The organism is Cellulomonas sp. URHE0023 (assembly GCF_000688475.1).
Taxonomy (GTDB): Bacteria; Actinomycetota; Actinomycetes; order Actinomycetales; family Cellulomonadaceae; genus Cellulomonas.
This window is the reverse complement of record NZ_JIAN01000005.1, coordinates 1,265,322-1,287,164: the sequence shown is the minus strand read 5'-3', so window position 1 is coordinate 1,287,164 and position 21,843 is coordinate 1,265,322. Positions and strand designations below refer to the sequence as shown.

Annotated in this window: 18 protein-coding genes; 8 read left to right on the top strand and 10 right to left on the bottom strand. The window is 68.6% G+C overall.

The genetic code is table 11. From position 1 onward, the window contains the following. Window positions 1-198 precede the first annotated feature (198 nt). The 5 genes from N553_RS0106620 to dnaA form a co-directional block, all read right to left on the bottom strand. Window positions 199-726, bottom strand: a complete 528-nt coding sequence (locus tag N553_RS0106620) for a DUF721 domain-containing protein (protein WP_028045878.1) — start codon at window positions 724-726, stop codon at window positions 199-201. After that, the gene (gene recF, locus N553_RS0106615) at window positions 716-1,930 is read right to left on the bottom strand and encodes a DNA replication/repair protein RecF (RefSeq protein ID WP_028045877.1); all 1,215 of its coding nucleotides are present in this window, start codon (window positions 1,928-1,930) and stop codon (window positions 716-718) included. Before recF ends, N553_RS0106620 begins: the two co-directional genes overlap by 11 nt. 10 nt (window positions 1,931-1,940) lie before the next feature. Next, window positions 1,941-2,888 (bottom strand): phosphogluconate dehydrogenase (NAD(+)-dependent, decarboxylating), encoded by a 948-nt coding sequence (gnd, locus tag N553_RS0106610; protein WP_028045876.1) that lies wholly within the window; start codon window positions 2,886-2,888, stop codon window positions 1,941-1,943. A gap of 119 nt (window positions 2,889-3,007) precedes the next feature. Beyond that, window positions 3,008-4,138: a DNA polymerase III subunit beta gene (gene dnaN / locus N553_RS0106605; RefSeq protein WP_028045875.1), complete on the bottom strand. Its 1,131-nt coding sequence runs from the start codon at window positions 4,136-4,138 to the stop codon at window positions 3,008-3,010. Between the two features lie 731 nt (window positions 4,139-4,869). Next, on the bottom strand, window positions 4,870-6,417 hold the full coding sequence (gene dnaA / locus N553_RS0106600; RefSeq protein WP_028045874.1) for a chromosomal replication initiator protein DnaA: 1,548 nt from the start codon (window positions 6,415-6,417) through the stop codon (window positions 4,870-4,872). Between the two features lie 503 nt (window positions 6,418-6,920). Between dnaA and rpmH the strand changes: the two genes are divergently transcribed. The 8 genes from rpmH (at window position 6,921) to N553_RS0106565 (ending at window position 15,696) form a co-directional block, all read left to right on the top strand. Then, on the top strand, window positions 6,921-7,058 hold the full coding sequence (rpmH, locus tag N553_RS21455; RefSeq protein ID WP_034620737.1) for a 50S ribosomal protein L34: 138 nt from the start codon (window positions 6,921-6,923) through the stop codon (window positions 7,056-7,058). An 11-nt stretch (window positions 7,059-7,069) separates the two neighbouring features. Beyond that, on the top strand, window positions 7,070-7,435 hold the full coding sequence (gene rnpA / locus N553_RS0106595; protein ID WP_028045873.1) for a ribonuclease P protein component: 366 nt from the start codon (window positions 7,070-7,072) through the stop codon (window positions 7,433-7,435). Window positions 7,436-7,442: 7 nt separating this feature from the next. Further along, the gene (gene yidD / locus N553_RS0106590; RefSeq protein ID WP_028045872.1) at window positions 7,443-7,739 is read left to right on the top strand and encodes a membrane protein insertion efficiency factor YidD; all 297 of its coding nucleotides are present in this window, start codon (window positions 7,443-7,445) and stop codon (window positions 7,737-7,739) included. 24 nt (window positions 7,740-7,763) lie between these two features. Further along, entirely contained in the window at window positions 7,764-8,825 is a 1,062-nt protein-coding gene (gene yidC / locus N553_RS21450; RefSeq protein ID WP_081844400.1) for a membrane protein insertase YidC, read from the top strand. 21 nt (window positions 8,826-8,846) lie between these two features. Continuing rightward, window positions 8,847-9,359, top strand: a complete 513-nt coding sequence (locus N553_RS0106580) for a R3H domain-containing nucleic acid-binding protein (protein WP_028045871.1) — start codon at window positions 8,847-8,849, stop codon at window positions 9,357-9,359. 2,431 nt (window positions 9,360-11,790) lie between these two features. Then, window positions 11,791-12,468 carry a 16S rRNA (guanine(527)-N(7))-methyltransferase RsmG gene (gene rsmG, locus N553_RS0106575; RefSeq protein ID WP_028045870.1) on the top strand — a complete coding sequence of 226 codons (678 nt, stop codon included), beginning with the start codon at window positions 11,791-11,793 and terminating at the stop codon, window positions 12,466-12,468. Between the two features lie 946 nt (window positions 12,469-13,414). After that, window positions 13,415-14,452 carry a ParA family protein gene (locus N553_RS21445; protein WP_156043782.1) on the top strand — a complete coding sequence of 346 codons (1,038 nt, stop codon included), beginning with the start codon at window positions 13,415-13,417 and terminating at the stop codon, window positions 14,450-14,452. Next, window positions 14,449-15,696, top strand: a complete 1,248-nt coding sequence (locus N553_RS0106565) for a ParB/RepB/Spo0J family partition protein (RefSeq protein ID WP_028045869.1) — start codon at window positions 14,449-14,451, stop codon at window positions 15,694-15,696. The genes N553_RS21445 and N553_RS0106565 overlap by 4 nt, the downstream gene beginning before the upstream one ends. 172 nt (window positions 15,697-15,868) lie before the next feature. Here N553_RS0106565 and N553_RS0106560 read toward each other — a convergent pair whose 3' ends face one another. The 5 genes from N553_RS0106560 to N553_RS0106540 form a co-directional block, all read right to left on the bottom strand. Continuing rightward, window positions 15,869-16,819 (bottom strand): D-alanine--D-alanine ligase, encoded by a 951-nt coding sequence (locus N553_RS0106560; protein ID WP_028045868.1) that lies wholly within the window; start codon window positions 16,817-16,819, stop codon window positions 15,869-15,871. A gap of 104 nt (window positions 16,820-16,923) precedes the next feature. Continuing rightward, window positions 16,924-18,273: a PLP-dependent aminotransferase family protein gene (locus N553_RS0106555; RefSeq protein ID WP_028045867.1), complete on the bottom strand. Its 1,350-nt coding sequence runs from the start codon at window positions 18,271-18,273 to the stop codon at window positions 16,924-16,926. 165 nt (window positions 18,274-18,438) lie between these two features. Continuing rightward, window positions 18,439-18,768, bottom strand: coding sequence for a thioredoxin (trxA, locus tag N553_RS0106550; RefSeq protein ID WP_028045866.1), 330 nt, complete (start codon window positions 18,766-18,768; stop codon window positions 18,439-18,441). After that, window positions 18,765-19,772, bottom strand: a complete 1,008-nt coding sequence (trxB, locus tag N553_RS0106545) for a thioredoxin-disulfide reductase (RefSeq protein ID WP_028045865.1) — start codon at window positions 19,770-19,772, stop codon at window positions 18,765-18,767. Before trxB ends, trxA begins: the two co-directional genes overlap by 4 nt. 184 nt (window positions 19,773-19,956) lie before the next feature. Beyond that, window positions 19,957-21,807 (bottom strand): protein kinase family protein, encoded by a 1,851-nt coding sequence (locus N553_RS0106540; RefSeq protein ID WP_156043725.1) that lies wholly within the window; start codon window positions 21,805-21,807, stop codon window positions 19,957-19,959. Window positions 21,808-21,843 lie beyond the last annotated feature (36 nt).

The following is a 21,843-nucleotide window of genomic DNA, read 5'->3' as shown; positions in this document are numbered from 1 at the left end:
TCTGCTCGGCCACGGGCGGTAGTACTCCTCAAGCTCTCACACGCGAAGGAGGGCGCCCGCCACCGGAGATCAGGGCGGATCACTCCAAGACGCTGGAGTTCCGGGCACACATGCGCCGGGAATGACCTTCACAGTCTACCTGGTGGAAGGGCTCAGACCCTCTTCCGCAGCCCTTTGTCGAGGACGTGGTTCCGCTTCTCAGCGGAACGTGTCGCGCTCCCCACGCCCGGGCACCCGCTTCGGCCCTGTCCGGAACCGCGGACCGCCAGGGTTGAGGACCGTGATCTCCACGACGACACCGTCACCGAGGTCGGCGGCCAACCGCCCCAGCATCGACGGGCCCAGGAACCGGAGCTGCGTTGCCCAGGACGTCGAGCTGGCACGCACCGTCAGGCAACCACCCGAGAACGACACGTACTCGCAGTGCTCCGCGACCTCCGGCCCGACGAGCTGTGCCCACTTGTGCTTGAGGACGCCGGCCACCTGGTCCGAGGTTCCGCCCAGCTGGTCGAGCAGACCGCTCACCGTCGACCCGACGAGCTGAGGGTCTCGCGCGCCCGGGCCGGCCGACCCTGTGGTGTCCACCAGTGGCCTGCGTCGCGCCGGGTCCCCGGGCCGATATCCCCGCTGTGCCGCCGCCTTCTTGGCGCGCGCGAGCGCGCCCGCCGCGACCTGTCGCGGAGCGGTGAGGTCGACGAGGTCCTTGAGCGGCCGCTCAGAGGACACGGGACACCTCACCGGCCATGACGTCGACGCGGGCCCCCGCGAGCAGCTCCGGGACGTCCCCCGGGACTGCCGCGGTGATCAGCACCTGCCGAGCGGGCGCGACAAGCTCCGCCAGACGCTCGCGCCGCCGGCCGTCGAGCTCCGCGAACACGTCGTCCAGGACCAGGACCGGTTCGCCGTCCGGGCCCCAGTCGCCGGCATCGTCGAAGCCGTTGGTGAGCAGCTCGTAGGAGGCCAGCCTCAGTGCGAGGGCGAAGGACCACGACTCCCCGTGGCTGGCGTACCCCTTTGCCGGCAGGCCACCGAGCTTCAGGACGAGGTCGTCGCGGTGGGGACCCACGAGGCTCACGCCCCGCTCGATCTCCTTGGTGCGCAACCGTCCCACCGCCTCGAGCAGCTGGGCCTCGACCAGCTCGACACCGGCACCGTCATCGATCCCTGCGGTCTCGCCCACGCTGCCGGAGTCGTTCCCCAACGCAGCGTCCAGAGAGGCCTTGTACGTGGTCACCGCATCGCCCTGACCGGAGCTGACCTGCGCATACGCCTTCTCGACGTGCGGTGCGAGGGCCCGCACGAGCGACCTCCTCGCCACGATGATCTGCGCCCCCGTCTGCGCGAGCTTCGTGTCCCACACGTCGAGGGTCCGCAGGTCCGCACCGCTGCGCCCGCCGCGCATCGCCGCACCCGCCGACTTCAGGAGCGCCGAGCGCTGACGCAGGACCCGGTCGTAGTCGGCGACGACCCCCGCGATCCGAGGAGTCAGCTGCACGAGCAGGTCGTCGAGAAAACGACGGCGCCCGTCCGGGTCACCCTTGACCAGAGCCAGGTCCTCGGGCGCGAACAGCACGGTCCGCAAGATCCCCAAGATGTCGCGCGCCCTCGTCGGTGACCCGCCGTTGACCCTCGCCCGGTTCGCCTTCCCCGGCGTCACCTCGACCTCGACGAGCGTCGGACGCGGCTGCCCCGCGTCCCGCTCACGGATGACCCGCGCCCGCACGACGGCCCGGCTCGCACCCGACCGGACGAGTGCCGCATCGGTCGGCACGCGGTGGCTGCCCAGCGTCGCGACATAGCCCAGGGCCTCGACCAGGTTGGTCTTGCCCTGACCGTTGGGTCCGACGAGCGCCGTGATCCCAGGTTCGAGCGGCAGCTCGACCTGCGCGTACGAGCGGAAGTCGGTCAGCGAGAGGTGTGCGACGTACATGCGACCCCGGTCAGGCGGACGGTGGCACGGCCGCGCCGGCGGCCGGCGTGGTGCTGCTGATCGGGCCCGTGGTCCCGGCCGGCTTCACCGCGTGGCCACCGAACTGCTGACGCAGCGCGGCAACGGCCTTCATCGCAGGTGACTCACCCTGACGAGAAGCGAACCGCGCGAACAGCGCAGCGGAGATCACCGGCGCCGGAACGGCCAGGTCGATCGCCTCGTCAACCGTCCAGCGACCCTCGCCCGAGTCCTCGACCCAGTCGTCGATCGCTCCCAGCCCGGGATCCTGCTGCAACGCCTGCACCAGGAGGTCCAGCAGCCACGAGCGCACGACGGTGCCCCGCTGCCACGCCTTCATCGTGCCGTGCACGTCTGTGACCAGGTCTTTCGCGGCCAGCAGCTCGTACCCCTCGGCGTAGGCCTGCATCAGCCCGTACTCGATGCCGTTGTGCACCATCTTCGAGTAGTGCCCTGCACCCACCGTGCCGGCGTGCACGAACCCTTCCTCACGCGGACCCTCGGGACGCAGCGCGTCGAACACGGGCATGACCCGGGCGACGGACTCTGCATCGCCGCCCACCATCAGGCCGTATCCGTTGGCCAGTCCCCAGACGCCGCCCGAGACACCCGCGTCGATGAAACCGATACCGGCCGTCGCCAGCAGCTCCGCATGCGGGACGTCGTCCTGGTAGTAGGAGTTCCCGCCGTCGATCAGGATGTCCCCGGCGGTCAGCAGCCCTGCCAGCTCGGTGATGACGCCGTCGGTGATCTCGCCGGAAGGCACCATCACCCAGACCACTCGGTCGCCCGCCGGCAGCGCGTCCACGAGTGCCGCCAGCGACGGCACGTCTGTGACGTCCGGGTTGCGGTCGTACCCGGTGACGTCGATCCCTGCGGCGCGGATGCGTTGCCGCATGTTCGCGCCCATCTTCCCCAAGCCCACCAGACCGATGTGCATCGCGCCTCTTTCGGTTCGCGACGCGCCGCCTCAGCGCGCGCCTCCAGACCTCTCACCATGCCGCATGTTCGGGCGACTGGCTGGTGTCAGGTTCTCGGTACCAGCTGGCGTGGTTGCTGTCAGCTGGCGAAACGGATGGGCACCAGGAGGTAGCGGTACTCCTGGTTGTCCTCGCCGTCCAGCGTCTGCTGGCCCGTGAACTCCACGGGCTTGTTCGGGTGCGTGAACGACAGCCGCACGAACGGCGTGCTCAGGGCCCCGAGACCGTCCAGCAGGAACTGCGGGTTGAACGCCACGGAGATGTCGTCACCGACGAGCGCCGACTCGATGGCCTCGGAGGCCTGCGCATCGTCGCCCTGACCGGCATCGAGCACGACCTGGCCCTCGCTGAACGACAGCCTGATCGGGGTGTTGCGCTCTGCGACGAGGCTGACGCGCTTGGCGGCATCTGCCAGCGCGTGCGTGCTCACCACGGCGTGGATGGGCGTCTCGTCGGGGAACAGCCGGCGGACCGCCGGGTAGTCGCCGTCGACGAGGAGGCTCGTCGTCTGGCGGCCGGCAGCCTCGAACCCGATCATGTCGACGCCCGTGCCCGTGGCCAGGGCCACGGTGACAGAGCCCGCGCTGCCGAGCGACTTCGCAGCGTCGAGCAGGGTCCGTGCGCGCACGAGCGCGACCGTGGAGACGTCGGGTGTCGAGGGCTTCCACGTGAGCTCACGCAGCGCGAGACGGTAGCGGTCGGTGGCCAGGAGCGTGACCTTCTCGCCTTCGATCTCGACGCGCACGCCTGTGAGCAGGGGCAACGTGTCGTCCCTGCTCGCGGCGATCGATACCTGGGCGACCGCGTGCGTGAGCTCGTCACCGTCGACCGTGCCGGTCGTCGGCGGCATGACCGGGAGGTTCGGGTAGTCCTCGACGGGCATCGTCAGGAGCGTGAACCGGCTGGCACCACAGGTCACGATGACCTTCGTGCCCTCCAGGACCACATCGACCGGCTTGTCCGGCAGCGCGCGGGAGATCTCTGCCAGCAGACGGCCACTGACCAGGACGGATCCAGGCTCGCTGACGTCCGCGGGGATCTGCGACCGTGCGGAGACCTCGTAGTCGAAGCTCGAGAGCTGCACGGTTCCGGTGGTGTCGGCCTCGAGCCGCACACCGGCCAGGACGGGAACCGGCGGCCGGGTGGGCAGGCTGCGCGCCGTCCACGTGACGGCGTCCGCCAGAACATCACGGTCGACCCGGAACCTCATGCCTCAACCTCTCGTCGTGCGGGCCTGTCGGCATCTCGTCGCATCTCCTCGAGGGTTCGAAAGAGACGGGGCCGGACAGGCATCACGCGAACACTACGCGTTCGGTCCGACGCTCGGTACGGATGCCGACACGGCTGTGGTTCGGGAACGGCCCGGCTCGTTCTGGCGGTGTGTGGATCCATGACATTGAGAGTTGTCGTCATCGTCATCGGGGCTGTGCATTGTGTGGACGAAGCGCGTCGTCGCAGGTCACGAGCAAAATGTCATGTGTACGACGCGTGTGCGTCGATCCGGACATGCGGTGGACGGCGGTGCACGCCCACGACAGGCCGAAGTTCTGTCCACCGCCGGAGCCCGCGTCGTCCACACCAGGTGGGGTCTGGTCCACCGCTGTCCACAGGTGAACACACAGGTGTGGAGATTCGTCCCATGGGTCTTTCAGGAAGCGCCTGAAGGTTGCCTGCAGCACGGCTGTGCGGGTCCTCGGCCGTGAAGGTTCACCCAACGGTGGCGCAGTTTCGCCCCGTTCGCATGTCCGAGTTGTGGTGGTCTCGGACGTCCCTGCAGGTCAGAGCGTTGCGAGCGGTGCCCACACGGCACGGTCGACCGAACGGGTGAATCACGTCACAAACATCCCCAGGTACCTGTGGATAGCTGTGGATAACCGTGTTGAGCGAGTGGGTCAAATTGGGTCGCATGGGACAGATGCGACCACCGCGGCCGAGCTGGCGTCAGCCTCGACTCTGCTGCTTGATCCGGTTCGTGAGCTCGGTGACCTGGTTGTAGATGGAGCGGCGCTCGGCCATCAGCTCGCGGATCTTGCGGTTCGCGTGCATCACCGTGGTGTGGTCTCGGCCTCCGAAGGCCTGGCCGATCTTCGGCAGCGACAGGTCCGTCAGCTCGCGGCACAGGTACATCGCGATCTGGCGGGCCGTGACGAGGACGCGCGAACGGCTGGAGCCACACAGGTCGTCGATGCTCAGACCGAAGTAGGCGGCCGTCTGCCCGATGACCTGGGTCGCGGTGATCTCGGTGGTCTGGTCGTCGGTGATCAGGTCCTTGAGGACGATCTCGGCGAGCGACAGGTCCACCTGCTGGCGGTTGAGGTTGGCGAACGCGGTGACCCGGATCAGGGCACCCTCGAGCTCGCGGATGTTGGTGGAGATCTTCGACGCGATGTACTCCAGCACGTCCGGCGGTGCCTGCAGCCGCTCGCTGCCGGCCTTCTTGCGCAGGATCGCGATCCGGGTCTCGAGGTCGGGCGGCTGGACGTCGGTGATCAGGCCCCACTCGAACCGTGACCGCATCCGGTCCTCGAAGCCGTTCAGCTGCTTGGGAGGCAGGTCGGACGTGATCACGACCTGCTTGTTCGCGTTGTGCAGCGTGTTGAAGGTGTGGAAGAACTCCTCCATCGTCTGTTCCTTGCCCTGCAGGAACTGGATGTCGTCGATGAGGAGCACGTCGACCTCGCGGTAGCGGCGCTGGAACGCACCTGCCTTGCCCTCGGAGATCGAGTTGATGAAGTCGTTGGTGAACTCCTCCGAGTTCACGTACCTGACGCGCACGCTCGGATAGAGGTTCTGGGCGTAGTGGCCGATCGCGTGCAGCAGGTGCGTCTTGCCCAGCCCTGAGTCGCCGTAGATGAACAGCGGGTTGTAGGCCTTCGCCGGCGCTTCCGCGACGGCGACCGCCGCGGCGTGCGCGAACCGGTTGGAGCTGCCGATGACGAAGGTCTCGAACAGGTACTTCGGGTTCAAACGCGCCGGCTCGGCCGCCTGCTTGCGGCCCGTCTGGCGTTCGTCGTTGCGGCCGGGGAACGGCCGGTCCTCGCGCTGTGACTCACGACGCGCGTTCGGAGAACCGTCATCGTCGTTCGAGACCAAGGAGAGGTCGGCGCGCGAGTCACGTCGTGACTCGTTGGTGTCGCGGTCGTAGTCGCCTCGCTGCTCCGATCGCTGGTCGTCGTAGCGCGACTCGGTGCTGACCACCCGCAGCGCCGGCGGTGCGTCCTCGGCGAGCTCGGGGTCGACGGTGATCGCGAACCTGGCCTCACGGTCGAGGGCGGTGCTCAGCGCGTCGGTCACCTCACCGCGCACCCGGGACTCGAGGTAGTCCTTCGTCAGGTCGTTGCCGACGGCAAGCAGCAACGTCCCGTCGAGCAGCCCGAGCGGCCGGGCGAGGCGGACGAAAGCGATCTGCCGCGGCGTGATGTCGGGGCTCTGCTCCAAAGTCGACACGACGTGGCCCCAGACCCGTGCGAGCTCTTCGTCCTGTGACACGTGCTACCTCGGCTGTTCGTTCGCGTGGGTGGTCGAGTCTCGCACGGCGGTGCGTTGTCCACACAGTTGTCCACACCTGTGAGCGGCTGAGCAGGTCGGCTCCGACTGCCGTCTCCGGCGGTGAGGACGGGGAACGTCCGACGTCGTGCGTGTCACCGTGGGCACCCGTCCCCAGCGCACCGTCGAGCGCGTGATCCACAGGCCACCGGCACCGGCAACGAGGTACGAGCGTAGTGGGCACGATCAGCGTGGGGCAGGACTCAACCGGGTGACGTCCGATTCGTCCTGGCATCGTGGCCGGTGAGGGCTCGGGTTGACGACTCACGCGCATTTGACCCGCCTGTACAGCGGGAAGTACGGTATTGGAGCCTTATCGATGGCCTCCAGCTGGCGCGCCCAGACGCCGAACGCTTTTGCGTGTTCGTGGAGGCGTCGTTGTGGGGCAGCCCGAACCTAGGTCGCGCGGTACATGCGAGGCCCACCCGATGTAGTTGGAGACTCTCGTGACCAAGCGCACCTTCCAGCCGAACAACCGGCGTCGCGCCAAGACCCATGGCTTCCGTCTGCGTATGCGCACCCGCGCGGGCCGCGCGATCCTCGCGGGCCGTCGCCGCAAGGGCCGCGCGGAGCTCTCGGCCTGACATCACCGTCGGTGCTGCCCGCCGCGCACAGGATGCGCCGAGCTGCCGACTTCGAGCAGGCGGTGCGCCGAGGCGCGCGCGGCGGACGGGACACCCTCGTGGTGCATCTGACGACCAGGACCGATCACACCCCCGTGGGGCCAGTGGTCGGTCTTGTCGTGTCCAAGGCCGTCGGCACGGCGGTGACACGCAACCTCGTCAAGCGTCGGTTGAGGGAGCTGGTCCGTTCCCGTCTGGCGCTTCTGCCGGCAGATGCAGGCCTCGTGGTTCGGGCACTCCCGCCGGCGGCGACCAGCAGCTATGCGCGACTTGGCGCCGACCTGGATGCGGCGCTCGAGACAGCGTTGCGGCGCTCGTCGCGACGGGTCGGTGCGTAGTCATCCCATGAGCGTTCCTTCGGTGCTGCACCTCATCGCACGGGTTCCCGCCCGGCTCCTCATGGCGGCCGTCCGCGGGTACCAGCTGTTCATCTCACCGATGACGCCCCAGAGCTGCCGGTTCTACCCGTCCTGCTCGCAGTACGCCGTGGTCGCACTCCAGCGGCACGGTGCGTTGCGAGGTACGTACCTGGCGGTCTGGCGCGTGCTTCGCTGCAATCCTTGGAACCCCGGCGGCGTGGACGACGTTCCACCTGCGCACCGTGGTCACCGTCATCTCGACGCGGCGTCGACCGCGCACTGATTCACCACCGAGGAGTCTTCCCGCATGAGTTGGTTTGACGGTCTGCTCCACCCGATCATGGTGGTTGTCAGCTTCATCATGGTGCAGTTCCATGCGCTGTTCGTGGCGCTGGGGCTCGGCGAGGACAGCGGCTGGGCCTGGACGCTGTCGATCGTCGGCCTCGTGATCGTGATCCGGATCGCGCTGATCCCCCTGTTCTTCCGCCAGATCAAGGCGTCGCGCGGGATGCAGCTGCTCGCGCCTGAGATGCAGGCGATCCAGAAGAAGTACAAGGGGAAGTCCGACCCCGCGTCCCGTGAAGCCATGAGCCGCGAGACGATGGAGCTGTACCGCAAGCACGGCACCAACCCGTTCGCGTCCTGCCTTCCGATCCTGCTCCAGTCGCCCATCTTCTTCGCGCTGTTCCGCGTGCTGAACTCGGTGCCCCAGGTCGCTAGCGGCGCCATGGACCCGATCGGCCCGCTCACCCAGTCGCTGGCCCAGTCGTTCGACGCCGCCACGATCTTCGGCGCTCCGCTGTCCGCCACGTTCATGAAGGCGAGCGAGCACCCCGGGGCCGAGCTGCAGATCCGGCTCGTCTCGGTCGTCCTGATCATCGCCATGTCGGCCACGACGTTCCTCACGCAGCGCCAGCTCACGATGAAGAACATGCCGCCTGCTGCTCTGCAGGGTCCGATGGCTCAGCAGCAGAAGATCCTGCTCTACGTCCTGCCGCTGATCTTCGCGTTCTCCGGCGTGAACTTCCCGATCGGTGTCCTCATCTACTGGACCACGACGAACCTCTGGTCGATGGGGCAGCAGTTCTACACGATCCGACGCATGCCGGCCCCCGGGTCGCAGGCCGAGCTCGCCATGAAGGAGCGCAAGGCGAAGAAGGCCGCCGCGAAGGGCGTGATCGAGGATGCACCCGCACCTCAGATCGAAGAGAAGCCCCGCGCCGGCCAGCGCCAGCAGCCGAAGCGCAAGGACCGTGCCAAGCCCGTCACCAAGCCCGGTGACGCCGCCCCGATGAAGTCCGGTATCGAAGAAGATCCCGGTCCGTCGGACGCAGCGCCCGTCAAGCCGCCCACCAAGCCCAAGAAGTAGACGTTGATCGGAGTGCCCTCCATGACTTCAACCGAACCCGAAGCCCCCATCGAGACCACGAGCACGAAGCGGCTCGAGGAAGAAGGGGAGATCGCTGCCGACTACCTCGAGGAGCTGCTCGACATCGCAGACCTTGACGGTGACATCGACATCGACGTCGACCATGGCCGCGCTGCTGTCGAGATCGTTTCCGAGGACCCGGCGGACAAGTCGCTTCGGCGTCTTGCTGGCTCCGACGGCGAGGTCCTCGACGCTCTGCAGGAGCTCACACGTCTTGCCGTTCAGGCCAAGACTGGTGAGCGCAGCCGTTTGATGCTCGACGTCGCGGGGTACCGGTCCGCTCGGCGGGCCGAGCTCGTGACGGTTGCCACCGAGGCGATCGAGCGTGCGAAGGAGAGTGGCACGGCCGTCGCGCTCGCGCCCATGAACCCCTTCGAGCGCAAGGTCGTGCACGACGCCGTCGCGGCGGCTGGTCTGACGAGCGACTCCGATGGCGTCGAGCCCGAGCGTCACGTCGTGATCCGACCCGCGTGATCACTGATCTTCGCCACATGCCCTGAGGGGTGTGGCACACAGAAGGGCGAGTCACATGGCTCGCCCTTCTGCGTTTCACGTGAAACAAGCGCGGTCCCCGCCGGTGGATCGGAGCGCGGGGGGTGCACCCCGCTGCGGCGCACGGCTCGCATTGAGTGCGCGTAAGCGCGTAGGCGCGTGTAGGCGACCGCAGTCCGATGTGTGGATCGAATGCGGACGTGGGTCGTGGAGCTGGATAGTCGAAGTGCCTGAGCCACCGGCATATATCCGGGATGTTCCTCGTACCTCCACCTCCGTCCTCGGCTCGATCTCCTGATGGATCGGGGGACCGTTTCACGTGAAACAGGGGCGGTCGTCAACGACCGTTCCTAGGCTCGTTCGCCTGCGACCGGCTGTGCAGGCAGGTAGGGGCGAGTGTCTGGTTGTGCGCATAGACACAGGCGCGTTGGCAATGAACCGGCGATCGGAGCCAGGACCGTAGCCTGGTAGCCAGAGACGTGTTGCCCATTCTGCGGCTGGGCTCGTTGTCGCGAGGTGCAGGGCCAGTGCTCATGTCGCACTACTGGAACGACAGCTCCGACGCGTTCCATTCGCGTTGTTCATACGGCCTACGTGGTCGCGCCCTGGCAAGAAGGGAACTCTGGTCGTACGCGTCCACGTGGCAGGTGGGCGGGGGTGGAGCCCGAAGGCGGAACCGTGGACCCATCCGCACGCTGCAGACGTTGGTCCTCGTCAGGACCGAAGGCTGTGGACACGACCCTGCAACTGATGCTGACCGACTCTTGCACCCGCGTTTCACGTGAAACGTCGGGCACTGTGGACCTGTCCTGTCCGGCTCATTCGAGGCGAGCGCCAGGTGTCACTGATTCCCGAGTGCGGGTGCGCAGCGGTGTGTGCTGATGGCGACAGTTGCTGCGCCGATCGACGTCTCCATGCCGTATCGCGCGTATGGCCACCCACGGCAGGTTCTTGGCGCACCGGGACGACAACTGTCGCCGGTACGCGCCTACCTCGGTGTCGCCGCCGACCACGGGCCGACGGCGTATCCGGATGACGACGCCGCGCGCGAGACCGGTAGTGGTTGGAGCGACGTCGAAGACCGGGCGACTCCGGCGAGCAGCATGGTCGGACAGTGCGCCCATCAACGGCGCCAGCTCGCTGTGACGGGCGCCAGTTGCGCCCCGGGTATAGGTGCCCCGGGTATAGGTCCATGCCGCTCGCCAGCTTCGACAGGTCCGCCAAGTCGACGGTTCGCGAGGTGGACGGGCTCGCCTGGCTCGGCAGGTCAGCAAGGCTTGGCAGGCTTGGCAGGCTTGGCAGGCTTGGCGGGCTCCCTAGGTCGGCGGGGTTGGCAGGCTCGGCAGGCTCGGCGGGCTCGCCAGGTCGGCAGGCTCGGCAGGTCAGGCAGGCTCGGCAGGGAAAGGCGGGCTCGGCAGCCTCGGCAGGCTCGGCGGGCTCGCCAGGTCGGCAGGCTCGGCAGGTCAGGCAGGCTCGACAGGTTCGCCAGGCTCGGTGGGCTCGGCGGGCTCGCCAGGTCGGCAGGCTCGGCAGGTGGGTCAGCGGCAAGACGCCAGGCTGGCTCGGGAGCCCCCGGGTGGCGCGAGAGTTCAGGCGACCTCGCGCGCCCATGCTGGCTCGGGAGCCCAGGCCGGCTCGGCAGTTCGACCGCGCGACGGGCTGGATAGGCTCGACCGGGTTAGGCGGCTTGACGGGCTCGACAGCGTCGACAGGCCCAACAAGCCCAAGAAGATCGTCGAACCCGCCGCCGGAGCCTGCACAAGGGACGGGATCGTGCGCGACGGTGGTGAATCGATCGCACCGGTGCAACGCGCCTGTGTCGAGTCGACTCGATGGCTAGGCGTCGTCGACCCGATCACTAAGCCTCGGTTACAACGCCTAGACGAGCCGACCCTAAGGGGTGGTCACGACAGATCGGACGAGCCGGCCAGCACAGCACGATCATGAGAGGGCTGTCGCAAGTTGCAGGCGCTGTGGAGGAACCCGTGGGTGCGGGTTGATCGTGACCCCTCGTGTGGGACGTGGTCGGTACCGGCTGGTTGGATCAGCGCGATGCGAGACCCGTGGCGGCCGCACGGCACGGGAGCGCAGTGCTGTCGCTACGGGGGTGAACGGACGGGTTGGGTCTCACGGGTGAAGGTCGCCATCGGCGTGCGCAAGGACTAGTTCCTCAGGCGTGGCGCTCTGACACGCGTCACGAGTCGTCCGCCAGAAATCGGCGTGTTCGAGCAGCACATGCGAGCCGTCCCGGAGGTAACTCCGCCTGTGTGGATGGCCGGTCGTGAGGCTTGAGCACGGTACCGTTGGCGTCGCGCTCGACCCGCACCGCCGTGGACACACTCGGCAGGCTGCAACCGCCACAACGAACCGTCGAGCACACGTTCGTTTCACGTGAAACCGAGGAGACCTGGCTGTGACGGAAGCTCAGTCGACGGGTGTCGACGGAGCCGACCCACTGCAGGACGACCCGCGGGTCGAGCAGTATTTCGGGGCGTCATGGCCGGCCATCGTCGGTTTCCACGACCTTCTCGTCGCCGAAGGTGAACTGAGAGGCCTCATCGGCCCGCGTGAGCTCGCGCGACTTTGGGAGCGACACCTGCTGAACTCCGCAGCGGTCGTTCCCTTCCTGCCCACCACGGGGCGGATCATCGACCTCGGAAGCGGTGCAGGGCTTCCCGGCATCGTCGTTGCCGCCATGGTGCCGAACGCGGAGGTCGTGCTCCTGGAGCCGATGGAGCGGCGCACCGACTGGTTGAGCGAGGTGGCTAGCTCGCTCAACCTGGACAACGTGGTGGTGCGACGAGGCCGTGCACAGGATGTGCACGGGGACCTGTTCGCAGACGCCGTGACGGTGCGAGCGGTCGCTGCCCTCGAGAAGCTCTACCGATGGTCGATGCCTCTCCTGGGGCGCGGTGGCACTCTGGTTGCCCTCAAGGGCAGCAAGGCTGAAGAAGAGATCGACGCAGCGCGGCACATCGGTCGCAAGTACGGGGCGGGGGCCGCAGTGGTGCTGGATGCGCCGACGATCGAGGGTGTCGACGTGACGAGAGTCGTCCGAGTCGTGCGGGAGGCTGTGCCTGGTGTTCGGTAGGAAGAAGAGTCGTCCCGACGAGGCTGCGTCGGTCCCCACCCACGGTGACGGGGATCCGGCTGCTGCTCCCGCGATCGCATCGGGATGGGCTGCGACGGCGCCCAGCACGCCATACCTCGGCGTGCCGGATGTGACCAGCTCTCAGTCCCCGCGCTCAGAAGATGCGGTTGTGGAGGTTGCGCCGATGCCGAGCCCCGAGGCACACGCGCCCGCGGACGCAGGTCTGGCGGACCCGAGGGAACCCCATGGCGCGAGTCCTTCGTCGACGGTGGGCGGAGCGTGGGCCAGTCAGGTCCGGTCACTCACGGTTGATCAGCGACCCTCGACAGATGGGTATGCCGATGCGACCAGCGGAGAGGCACGGGGGACAGGCGACACGTCACGGCCTGCCGCACCTGTAGCCCAGTTCTCCCAGGAAGCACCGGTGCCGGTGCCGGCTGCATTCACCGCGGTGACGACGGTTTCACGTGAAACCGACGAGCCGAAGGTGGCTGCAGCGATGTGGTCGGCACCCGTCGCCCGGGACGCGCACGAAGCGGCATTCACCGGTGCTGCGCCCGTTTCACGTGAAACAGCGATACAGCGCACGGAGACGGGGAACCACGACGGCACCGCCGCTGCCGCCGATCTCACTGACGGGACCGCCCACGCGTCCACCCTCGTTTCACGTGAAACAGAACAGGAATCGCGCGTGATAGAGCCCGAGCGGACGTTGGACGACCGGACGTCGGTTGGTCGGCACGAAGATCCAACGGCCCCGATCGGCGCTGGAGAGAACAGAGCGACCGCACCCGAACCGGTCCTTGCCACGACGGCGGATGCCCCAGCGACGACGACGCCCAGCGACCGAGCGTCGGATGTGGAGCTCGGGGAGGGCGACTCGGATGAGAAGCGCCGGGCTGCTCTCGTCGAGAGCCTTCCCGAGGCCTCGGACGACACTCCGCTCATGGCGCAGCTCCAGCAAGACGCGCGCCGCCGGATCGAGCTGCGTGGCCGACGGTTCCCGCGCCCGCCGAGCACCCGCGTCGTGACCGTCGCCAACCAGAAGGGTGGCGTCGGCAAGACGACCACCACCGTCAACCTTGCTGCTGCACTCGCGCAGTCCGGGCTCAATGTGCTGGTCCTCGACAACGACCCCCAGGGCAATGCGTCAACGGCACTCGGCATCGAGCACCGGTCAGGAACGCCCTCGATCTACGAGGTGCTGGTGGACGGCGCGCCGATGCACGAGGCAGTGCAGGAGAGTCCCGACGTACCGAACTTGTTCTGCCTGCCAGCGACGATCGACCTCTCAGGTGCGGAGATCGAGCTCGTGTCCATGGTCGCGCGTGAGACACGCCTCCGGAACGCGCTCGATGCGTACCTGACGTGGCGCGCGGAGACCGGGAAGGAACAGATCGACTACGTCTTCGTCGACTGCCCGCCCAGTCTGGGACTCCTTACGGTCAACGCGTTCGTCGTCGCCCGCGAGGTGCTCATCCCGATCCAGTGCGAGTACTACGCCCTCGAGGGTCTGAGCCAGCTGCTCAAGACCATCGAGCTCATCCAGGCCCACCTCAACCCCGCCCTGCACGTCTCGACGATCCTGTTGACGATGTACGACGCGCGGACCAACCTCGCTCAGCAGGTGGCGAACGAGGTCCGGACCCACTTCCCTGACCTCACCTTGCGGACATCGGTACCGCGCTCGGTGCGGATATCCGAGGCACCCAGCTACGGGCAGACCGTGATGTCCTACGACCCGGGATCGACTGGTGCGCTCGCCTATCTGGAGGCGGCCCGAGAGGTCGCGGAGCGGGGCGCATCGGCAGCCGACAGTGGCGCGCGAGATGAGTCCGACACTTTCTCGCCCGAGCCGCATCCCGGGGACGTCAGGACAACGCCCGACGGAGACGTCCCGCATCATGGGCACGAGGCGTCCGGCCTTGCCGACCAGAACATCCAGCAGTCGGCGGCGCTGGCCGCCCATCAGGAGGAGCAGTGAGCGAGAAGCGACGCGGTCTGGGCCGGGGCCTTGGGGCCCTCATCCCGACCGGCCTGGACGGCCAGCGTTCCACGGGGGCCGAGCGCCCGGTGGACGTGTTCTTTCCCGACCCGAAGCGTGAGACCACCGGCGCGACCGGGCTGCCAGATGACGCAGCTGTCCCTGACGGTTCAACCGGCGCGACGGACGCCGTCACGAACGGTTCGCCTGCGACGAGCGCGGAGCTGCCGAGCAACGCGGCACAGGGTGACGCCGCCAGTGCCGTGAGCGGGACCGCGACGGCGACGCTCGTCGAGGAGCGGCCCTCGGCTGCTGAGTCGCTCGATGCGGTCGAGGACGGCTCGGCAGGGACGTCGGTGCCATCGGCTCCGGCCGGTTCTGGTGCAGGATCCACAGTCGTGGACGACGGCACAGGTCTTGTCCCGGTCCCTGGGGCCCGATTCGCCGACCTGCCGGTCCTGTCGATCCGACCGAACCCGCGGCAGCCGCGCACGGTGTTCGACGAGGACGCCCTGGAGGAGCTGGTCGGCTCGATCCGGGAGATCGGCGTCCTGCAGCCCATCGTCGTCCGTGACGTGGGCGACGGGTACGAGCTGATCATGGGTGAACGGCGCTGGCGGGCCACCCAGCTCGCGGGCTTGGCGACCGTGCCGGCGATCATCCGGGACACCGACGACGAGGATCTTCTGCGGGACGCGCTCCTGGAGAACCTGCACCGTGCGCAGCTCAATGCGCTCGAGGAGGCGGCGGCCTATCAGCAACTGCTCGACGACTTCGGGTGCACGCACGAGGAGCTCGCTACCCGCATCTCCCGGTCACGTCCGCAGATCTCGAACACTCTGCGGCTGCTCAAGCTTCCACCGCTGGTCCAGCGCAGGGTCGCGGCAGGTGTGCTCTCGGCCGGGCACGCCCGAGCGCTGCTCGGCCTGCCCGACGCGGCGGCTCAGGAGCGCCTCGCGCAGCGGATCGTGGCAGAAGGGCTGTCGGTTCGCGCTGTCGAGGAGATCGTGTCGCTCGGTGGAGACCCGGAACAGTCTGCTCGCCGCACTGCGCCCGTCGCCGGTCAGCGCAACGAGGCGCTCGACGGTCTGGCGGCCCGCTTGTCGGACCGGTTCGAGACGCGGGTCAAGGTGAGCCTCGGAAAGTCGCGTGGCCGGTTGACCGTCGAGTTCGCGTCCGTCCAGGATCTCAACCGCATCCTCGCGAGTCTCGCGCCAGAGGATCCGGGTCTCCTCAGAGGCTGAGGCCCAGGGTTCGTCGTTCTCAGCAGGGAGCCGCCGGTGTAGTTGAGCCGGCGGCTCTTCCTTTGCCCATCGACGGTGCGGCCCGCAGCCGCGCGGGCTACTGCAGGGCGCAACCGCGGAGATCAGTACGTGTCTGGTGCAGCGTTCCGTACAGACAGGACGTTTTCGCAGGTCACACTGCTAGAGCAGCGTTCACCATGGAACGGTAGAGCTCGCCGAGCGCGAGGCCGGCCGCCTCGGCCGCCTGGGGGAGGAGCGATGTCTCCGTCATTCCGGGAGCCACGTTGACCTCGAGGAACCAGACCTCGCCGGACGCGTCGATGATGAGGTCGGTCCGGGAGACGCCGGTGAGGCCGAGCGCGTCATGGGCGGTCAGCGCTGCTCCGATCGCCGTACGGGTCGAGGCTTCGGACAGCCTGGCGGGTGCGAAGTACTCGGTGCGCCCCGGGTTGTAGCGGGCGTCATAGTCGTAGGGCCCGTCGGTGACGATCTCGACCGGGGGAAGAGCGAAGGGACCGCTGCCCAGATCCACGACGCTCACCGCGACCTCGGTCCCCACGACACACCGCTCCACGAGCGCCGTGTCGCTGTAGGCGAAGCAGTCGACCATCGCCTGCGGGAGTGCCTCAGGGCTGGAGACGAGCGTGACACCGAGTGCCGACCCGCCTCGCGACGGCTTCACCACCAGCGGCAGGCCGAGCCGGGCAACGATCGCCTCGAGCACATGCCGTGCACCGAGCTCGCGGAACAAGGACTGGGGCAAGGTCACGAAGTCGGGCGTCGACAGGCCGGCGCGTGACACCACCGTCTTGGCGATCGGCTTGCTCCACGCGACGCGGCTCTCCCGCGGCCCCGCGCCGAGAAGCCGCAGACCGAGCATCTGCACGACGTCTCGAACGGAGCCGTCCTCACCGCTCGTTCCGTGCAGCAGCGGCCAGACGAGATCGGGTCGCAGCTGCGCGAGCGCGGGCACCAGGTCGGAGTCGACATCGTGCACGCTGACGTCCACACCGACGGACCGCAGCGCGTCGGCGACCCTCCGACCCGAGCGGAGCGAGACGTCGCGCTCGTGGGACAGGCCCCCGGCGAGCACGACGACCCTCGGCGTTGAGGTGATGGTCACGAGATGCGCTCCAGGGTCATGACGTCAGGTCCGGGACGTCCATGTCGTTCGGTCGGGGGAGTGGCCGGCGACGGCACGCCGAGGTGAGGAGCATTCGTCCCGGTTCAGGCGACGTCAGGTGCAGGCGACTGGACGTCGTCGGGACGCGAGGAACCGCTCGTACCGAACAGCTCGACCAGCTCCCGCTCCGCGGCGACGACTCCCGCCAGGCGCCGGACGCCTTCACGGATGCGATCGGGCGTGGGGTAGCAGTACGAGAGGCGCATGTGGCTCGCGCCCGTTCCGTCGAAGTAGAAGGCTGTGCCGGGTACGTACGCGACGCGGGCGGTGACCGCACGCGGGAGCATGTCCTTCGCGTCGAGACCGTCCGGAAGTCGGACCCAGGTGTAGAAGCCGCCGTCGGGCACGTTCCACGAGGCGTCGGGCAGGTGCTCGGCGAGCGCGGAGATCATGGCGTCGCGGCGCTCACGGTACTGCTCGCGGTAGCTCTTGACCTGTCCGCGCCAGTCACACGTCGACAGGTAGGTGGAGATCGCGATCTGGGAGGCGTTGGACGGGCACAGGATCGCGGACTCGCTCGCGAGCACGAGCTTCTCCCGCACGGCGTGGGGCGCGACGACCCAGCCCACGCGGTAGCCGGGCGCGAACGTCTTCGAGAAGGACCCGAGGTAGAGGACGCCTTCGTCGTCGAGCGACCTGATCGCCGGGAGCGGGTCCCCTGAGAACCCGAGCAGGCCGTACGGGTTGTCCTCGAGAACGAGAACTCCGTACCGCCGGGCGATCTCGAGGATCTGCGGCCGACGGGCCAGGGAGATGGAGACGCCGGCAGGGTTGTGGAAGTTGGGCACCGTGTAGAGGAACTTCACACGGCGGCCGTCGGCCGCGAGCGACGACAGGCACGACTCGAGTGCAGCGGGGATTAGACCGTCTGCGTCGATGGGAACGTGCACGACGTCCGCCTGGTACGCACGGAACACCCCGAGCGCACCGACGTACGACGGGGCTTCGGCGACGACGACGTCACCGGGGTCGACGAAGATGCGGGTGACGAGGTCCAGGGCCTGTTGCGATCCCGTGGTCACGACGACGTCGTCGGGGTGGGCGTCGATCCCTTCGAGCGCCATGACGTCGAGGATCTGCTCGCGCAGCGTCTCGTCGCCCTGCCCCGAGCCGTACTGCAGGGCCTGCAGGCCGCGGGTCGCGACGACGCGCTGGGCCAGGTCACCGAGGACGTCGAGCGGAAGGCCCTCGAGAAACGGCATGCCCCCGGCCAGGGAGACGACCTCCGGACGGTTGGCCACGGCGAAGAGGGCCCGGATCTCCGAGGATCGCATCCCGTGGGTGCGCTCCGCGTACGAGCCGAGCCACCGGTCGAGGCGCGTTCCCGTGCCGGCGGCGGTGGACGTGGGGTGCTGGCCCGACGTCTCGCCGGCGGGCAGGGGAATCTCGCTCATGCGGACGAGTTTCGCACGGCGCGGACCGAGGACCCGGCACCGTTCCGCAACGGGGACGCGGAATGAGGACGCCAAGGGACTTCGACGACGTCTGGACGAAGCTCGATCCGGACACGGAAAGGCCCTCGGCACCGTGGCTGCCGAGGGCCTTTCCGCAGGACGTGATCAGACGGAGGTGAGCACGCTCTCGATGTCCGCGGCGATCATCGACTTCGGGCGGGCACCCACCCGCGATGCCACGAGCTCTCCGCCGAAGTAGATGTTCAACGTCGGGATGGAGACGATGTTGTAGTCGCCCACGAGCTTCGGGTTCGCGTCGGAGTCCACCTTCACGATCTTGATGCGTCCCTCGTACTGGTTCGAGAGCTCCTCGAGCACGGGCGCCACCATGCGGCAGGGGCCGCACCACTCGGCCCAGAAGTCGACGATCACGGGGATCTTCGACTCGAGCACCTCCGCCTGGAAGGTGGCATCGGTGACGACGGTGGTGCTCATACGATCTCCTCGACATAGGCCTCGATGGGCGGGACGGGTGCGACCAGGTCGCCGAGCGACGCCAGGAAGTGCTGGGCGTCGAGGGCCGCGGCGCACCCGGAACCGGCTGCGGTGATCGCCTGCCGGTAGGTGTGGTCGACGAGGTCGCCGCACGCGAAGACCCCGGTCACGTTGGTCGCCGTGGAACGACCGATGACCTGCACGTAGCCCTCGTCGTCGAGGTCGACCTGACCGACGAGCAGCTCGGAGCGCGGGACGTGGCCGATCGCGACGAAGACGCCCGTCGCGGTGTGCTCGCGGGTCTCGCCGGTGAGGGTGTCGCGCAGGGTCACACCCGTGACCTTGGCGTCGCCGTGGATCCCGACGACCTCGCTGTTCCACGCGAACTCGATCTTCGGGTCGTTCGCTGCACGGTCGGCCATGATCTTGGAGGCGCGCAGGTGGTCGCGGCGGTGCACGAGGGTGACGCGCTTGCCGAACCGCGTCAGGAACGTGGCCTCCTCGACGGCGGAGTCGCCACCTCCGACCACGATGATGTCCTGGTCACGGAAGAAGAACCCGTCGCAGGTGGCGCACCACGAGACGCCGCGGCCGGACATCCGCTTCTCGTCCTCGAGCCCGAGCTCGCGGTATGCGGAACCGGTGGCGAGGATGACCGCGCGTGCACGGAACGTGTCGCCGTTGAGCGTCTCGATGACCTTGATGTCGCCCGTGAGGTCGAGCGACGACGCGTCGTCCCAGAGGACCTCGGCGCCGAACCGCTCGGCCTGCTTCTGCAGCGACTCCATGAGCTCGGGGCCCTGGATGCCGTCGGGGAAGCCGGGGAAGTTCTCGACCTCAGTGGTGTTCATCAGGGCGCCACCGGCGGTGACGGACCCGGCGATGACGAGCGGGGCGAGGCCCGCGCGCGCGGCGTAGATGGCTGCGGTGTACCCGGCAGGACCCGATCCGACGATGACGAGGTCGCGCACGGAGTCGGGCGCAGCGGTGGACTGGTCGGTCACGATGTGGTCCTTGTGTCGACGGTGCAGCTCGGGTGTGGAGGCTGTCGGGATCAACAGATCCTAGGCGCCAGATGTTCCGGGGAACGACCCGCGCCGGTGCTCGGTGACGACGCTGCGGGAGCGGCATGAGGACCGCCCGAGGAACCGGTGCGATTCGCGTCCAGAACGGATCTGAACAGCAGCGTCAGGACAGCGAGACCTCGGTGAGCTCGAGCCGGAACGACCCGTCCGCGGTGGTCGGCAGCTCGGTGACCCACAGGACGAGCGACTGCGTGTCCGCCGGCGGGACGAGCGGGAAGGTGCTCTCGGGGCCGAAGGAACCGGATGCCAGGACGGGACCGTCGGTGGGGTGCGCGGCATCGGTCGCCCGGATCTCGACGTGGCCGCCCGTGCTGTTCGAGCGCAGGGTCACCGAGTTCACCGTGGTCTTCGTGGTGAGCGTGATCGCGTAGCCGACTGCGGGCTTGAACCCGGCGAAGTCGGCGCGCTTGTACGTCTGGGTGTACCAGAACGTCGCTGGGTCACCGTCGAACGCCTTGGCTGCGTCTTCCTGGTGCTCGCCGTCGGCGTCCGAGGGGTCGATGGTCGTCGCCGATGCGATGACGGGTGGTCCGCCGGCCGCCGGGGCTTGCGGTGCTTGCGAGGGAGCCGCGGCAGCGGGGGCCGACGCGGCGGCGCTCTGGGACGGGAGCGGCTCGTCCGCGGCCGGGGACCCGGGGTCGAAGCCCGAGGAGAGCGTGCGGATCGCGATGATCACGCCGATGACGACGGCGACGACGACGATGATGAGCACGAGTGCCGTGGGGTCGAACCGACGCGCGACGATGGGCACCTCGGGCGTTCCGACACCCATGACCTCGTCGAAGCCGGTTGCGGTCGTCGCCTGTGCCACCGGGCGGCGTGAGACGGTCGGTGCAGACGCCGCAGGGGGGATCGACTCTGGGCGCGGCGGGGTGGCAGGGGGTGGTGCGACGACCGGAGCGGCGACCGGCGCGCCGGTGGGCGGAGCTGCTCCCGCACCGAGTGCGTTGCCCTTGGACGGCACCGCCGGCGGCGGGGTGCCCGGCCGGTTGGCGCCGGGGGGCTGCGTCTGGGGAGCCTGGAACGCGTTGCGCACGGACTGGCGCTGGACGACCGCAGCGACGGCGGCACCCTCGACCAACGTGACATCGGGCTCGGGTGCGGCTGCGCCGGTCGGCGGGAACTGACCGTCGACCGTCGTGGTGGCCAGGGCGGCGTCCTCACCGAGCCCGGAGGTGCGGATCTCGCCCCACGGCTCGAGCTCACGAACGAGATCGCCTGGGCTGTGCGGTCCGTCGTCGTGAGGGCCCAGCGTCACGACGCAGAGCGTGTCGAGGTCGTTCGGGATGCTGGGCACCAGGTCAGCCGGTGGCACGGGCGAGCCGTTGACGACCGGGGCGAGCGGAAGCGTGTCGCCGCCGGTGGGGAGCCGTGAACCGGGGTCACCGGGCCAGTAGCCGGTCAGGGCGGCGTAGAGCAGGCGCACGAGCCCGACGGCGTCGGCACGGGTGGTCGATCGGGCGTCGCCGCCCGCGTCTCCGAGCAGTGCCGCGTCGAGCGCGAGCCCACCGACCAGGACACGACCGTCGGGGCTCACGTGCACGACGGACGGCCGTAGGGCGAGGTGGTGGACTCCGCGGCGCCGGGCGACCTCGAGCGCGGTCGCTGCCTCTCCGACGACGGCGCGGGCCTGGTCGGCGGTCAGCGGGGCACGGCCGGCAAGCTCCGCGAGCGACGGACCGACGAGCTGCTCGGAGACGACGTAGCCGTAGCCGTCGTGCGAGCCGACGTCGAGGACCCGCACGAGCCTGGGGTCCGTGACGAGTGCCGCCCTGCGTGCGGCGTCGAGTGCAGGTGCGACGGCGCCGGACTCCAGGACGCGGACGCGGACGGCACGGTCGAGGATCTGGTCCGTGGCGTGCCAGGCGCTGGCGCCCGCGAGGTCGGAGTCGACGGGGGAGAGCACGCGATAGCGACCTGCCAGCACCGTGCCACGACCGACGACCTCGCTCACCAGCACCTCCGCTCGACGACCACGACAACGACGCTC

What these genes read in the sequence shown, in the direction of transcription:
- N553_RS0106580 (WP_028045871.1), top strand. Translation starts at nt 8,847, where the DNA reads ATGACTTCAACCGAACCCGAAGCCCCCATCGAGACCACGAGCACGAAG.
- gnd (WP_028045876.1), bottom strand. Translation starts at nt 2,888, where the DNA reads ATGCACATCGGTCTGGTGGGCTTGGGGAAGATGGGCGCGAACATGCGG.
- yidD (WP_028045872.1), top strand. Translation starts at nt 7,443, where the DNA reads ATGAGCGTTCCTTCGGTGCTGCACCTCATCGCACGGGTTCCCGCCCGG.
- N553_RS0106555 (WP_028045867.1), bottom strand. Translation starts at nt 18,273, where the DNA reads ATGAGCGAGATTCCCCTGCCCGCCGGCGAGACGTCGGGCCAGCACCCC.
- recF (WP_028045877.1), bottom strand. Translation starts at nt 1,930, where the DNA reads ATGTACGTCGCACACCTCTCGCTGACCGACTTCCGCTCGTACGCGCAG.
- dnaN (WP_028045875.1), bottom strand. Translation starts at nt 4,138, where the DNA reads ATGAGGTTCCGGGTCGACCGTGATGTTCTGGCGGACGCCGTCACGTGG.
- trxA (WP_028045866.1), bottom strand. Translation starts at nt 18,768, where the DNA reads ATGAGCACCACCGTCGTCACCGATGCCACCTTCCAGGCGGAGGTGCTC.
- yidC (WP_081844400.1), top strand. Translation starts at nt 7,764, where the DNA reads ATGAGTTGGTTTGACGGTCTGCTCCACCCGATCATGGTGGTTGTCAGC.
- N553_RS21445 (WP_156043782.1), top strand. Translation starts at nt 13,415, where the DNA reads ATGGCGCAGCTCCAGCAAGACGCGCGCCGCCGGATCGAGCTGCGTGGC.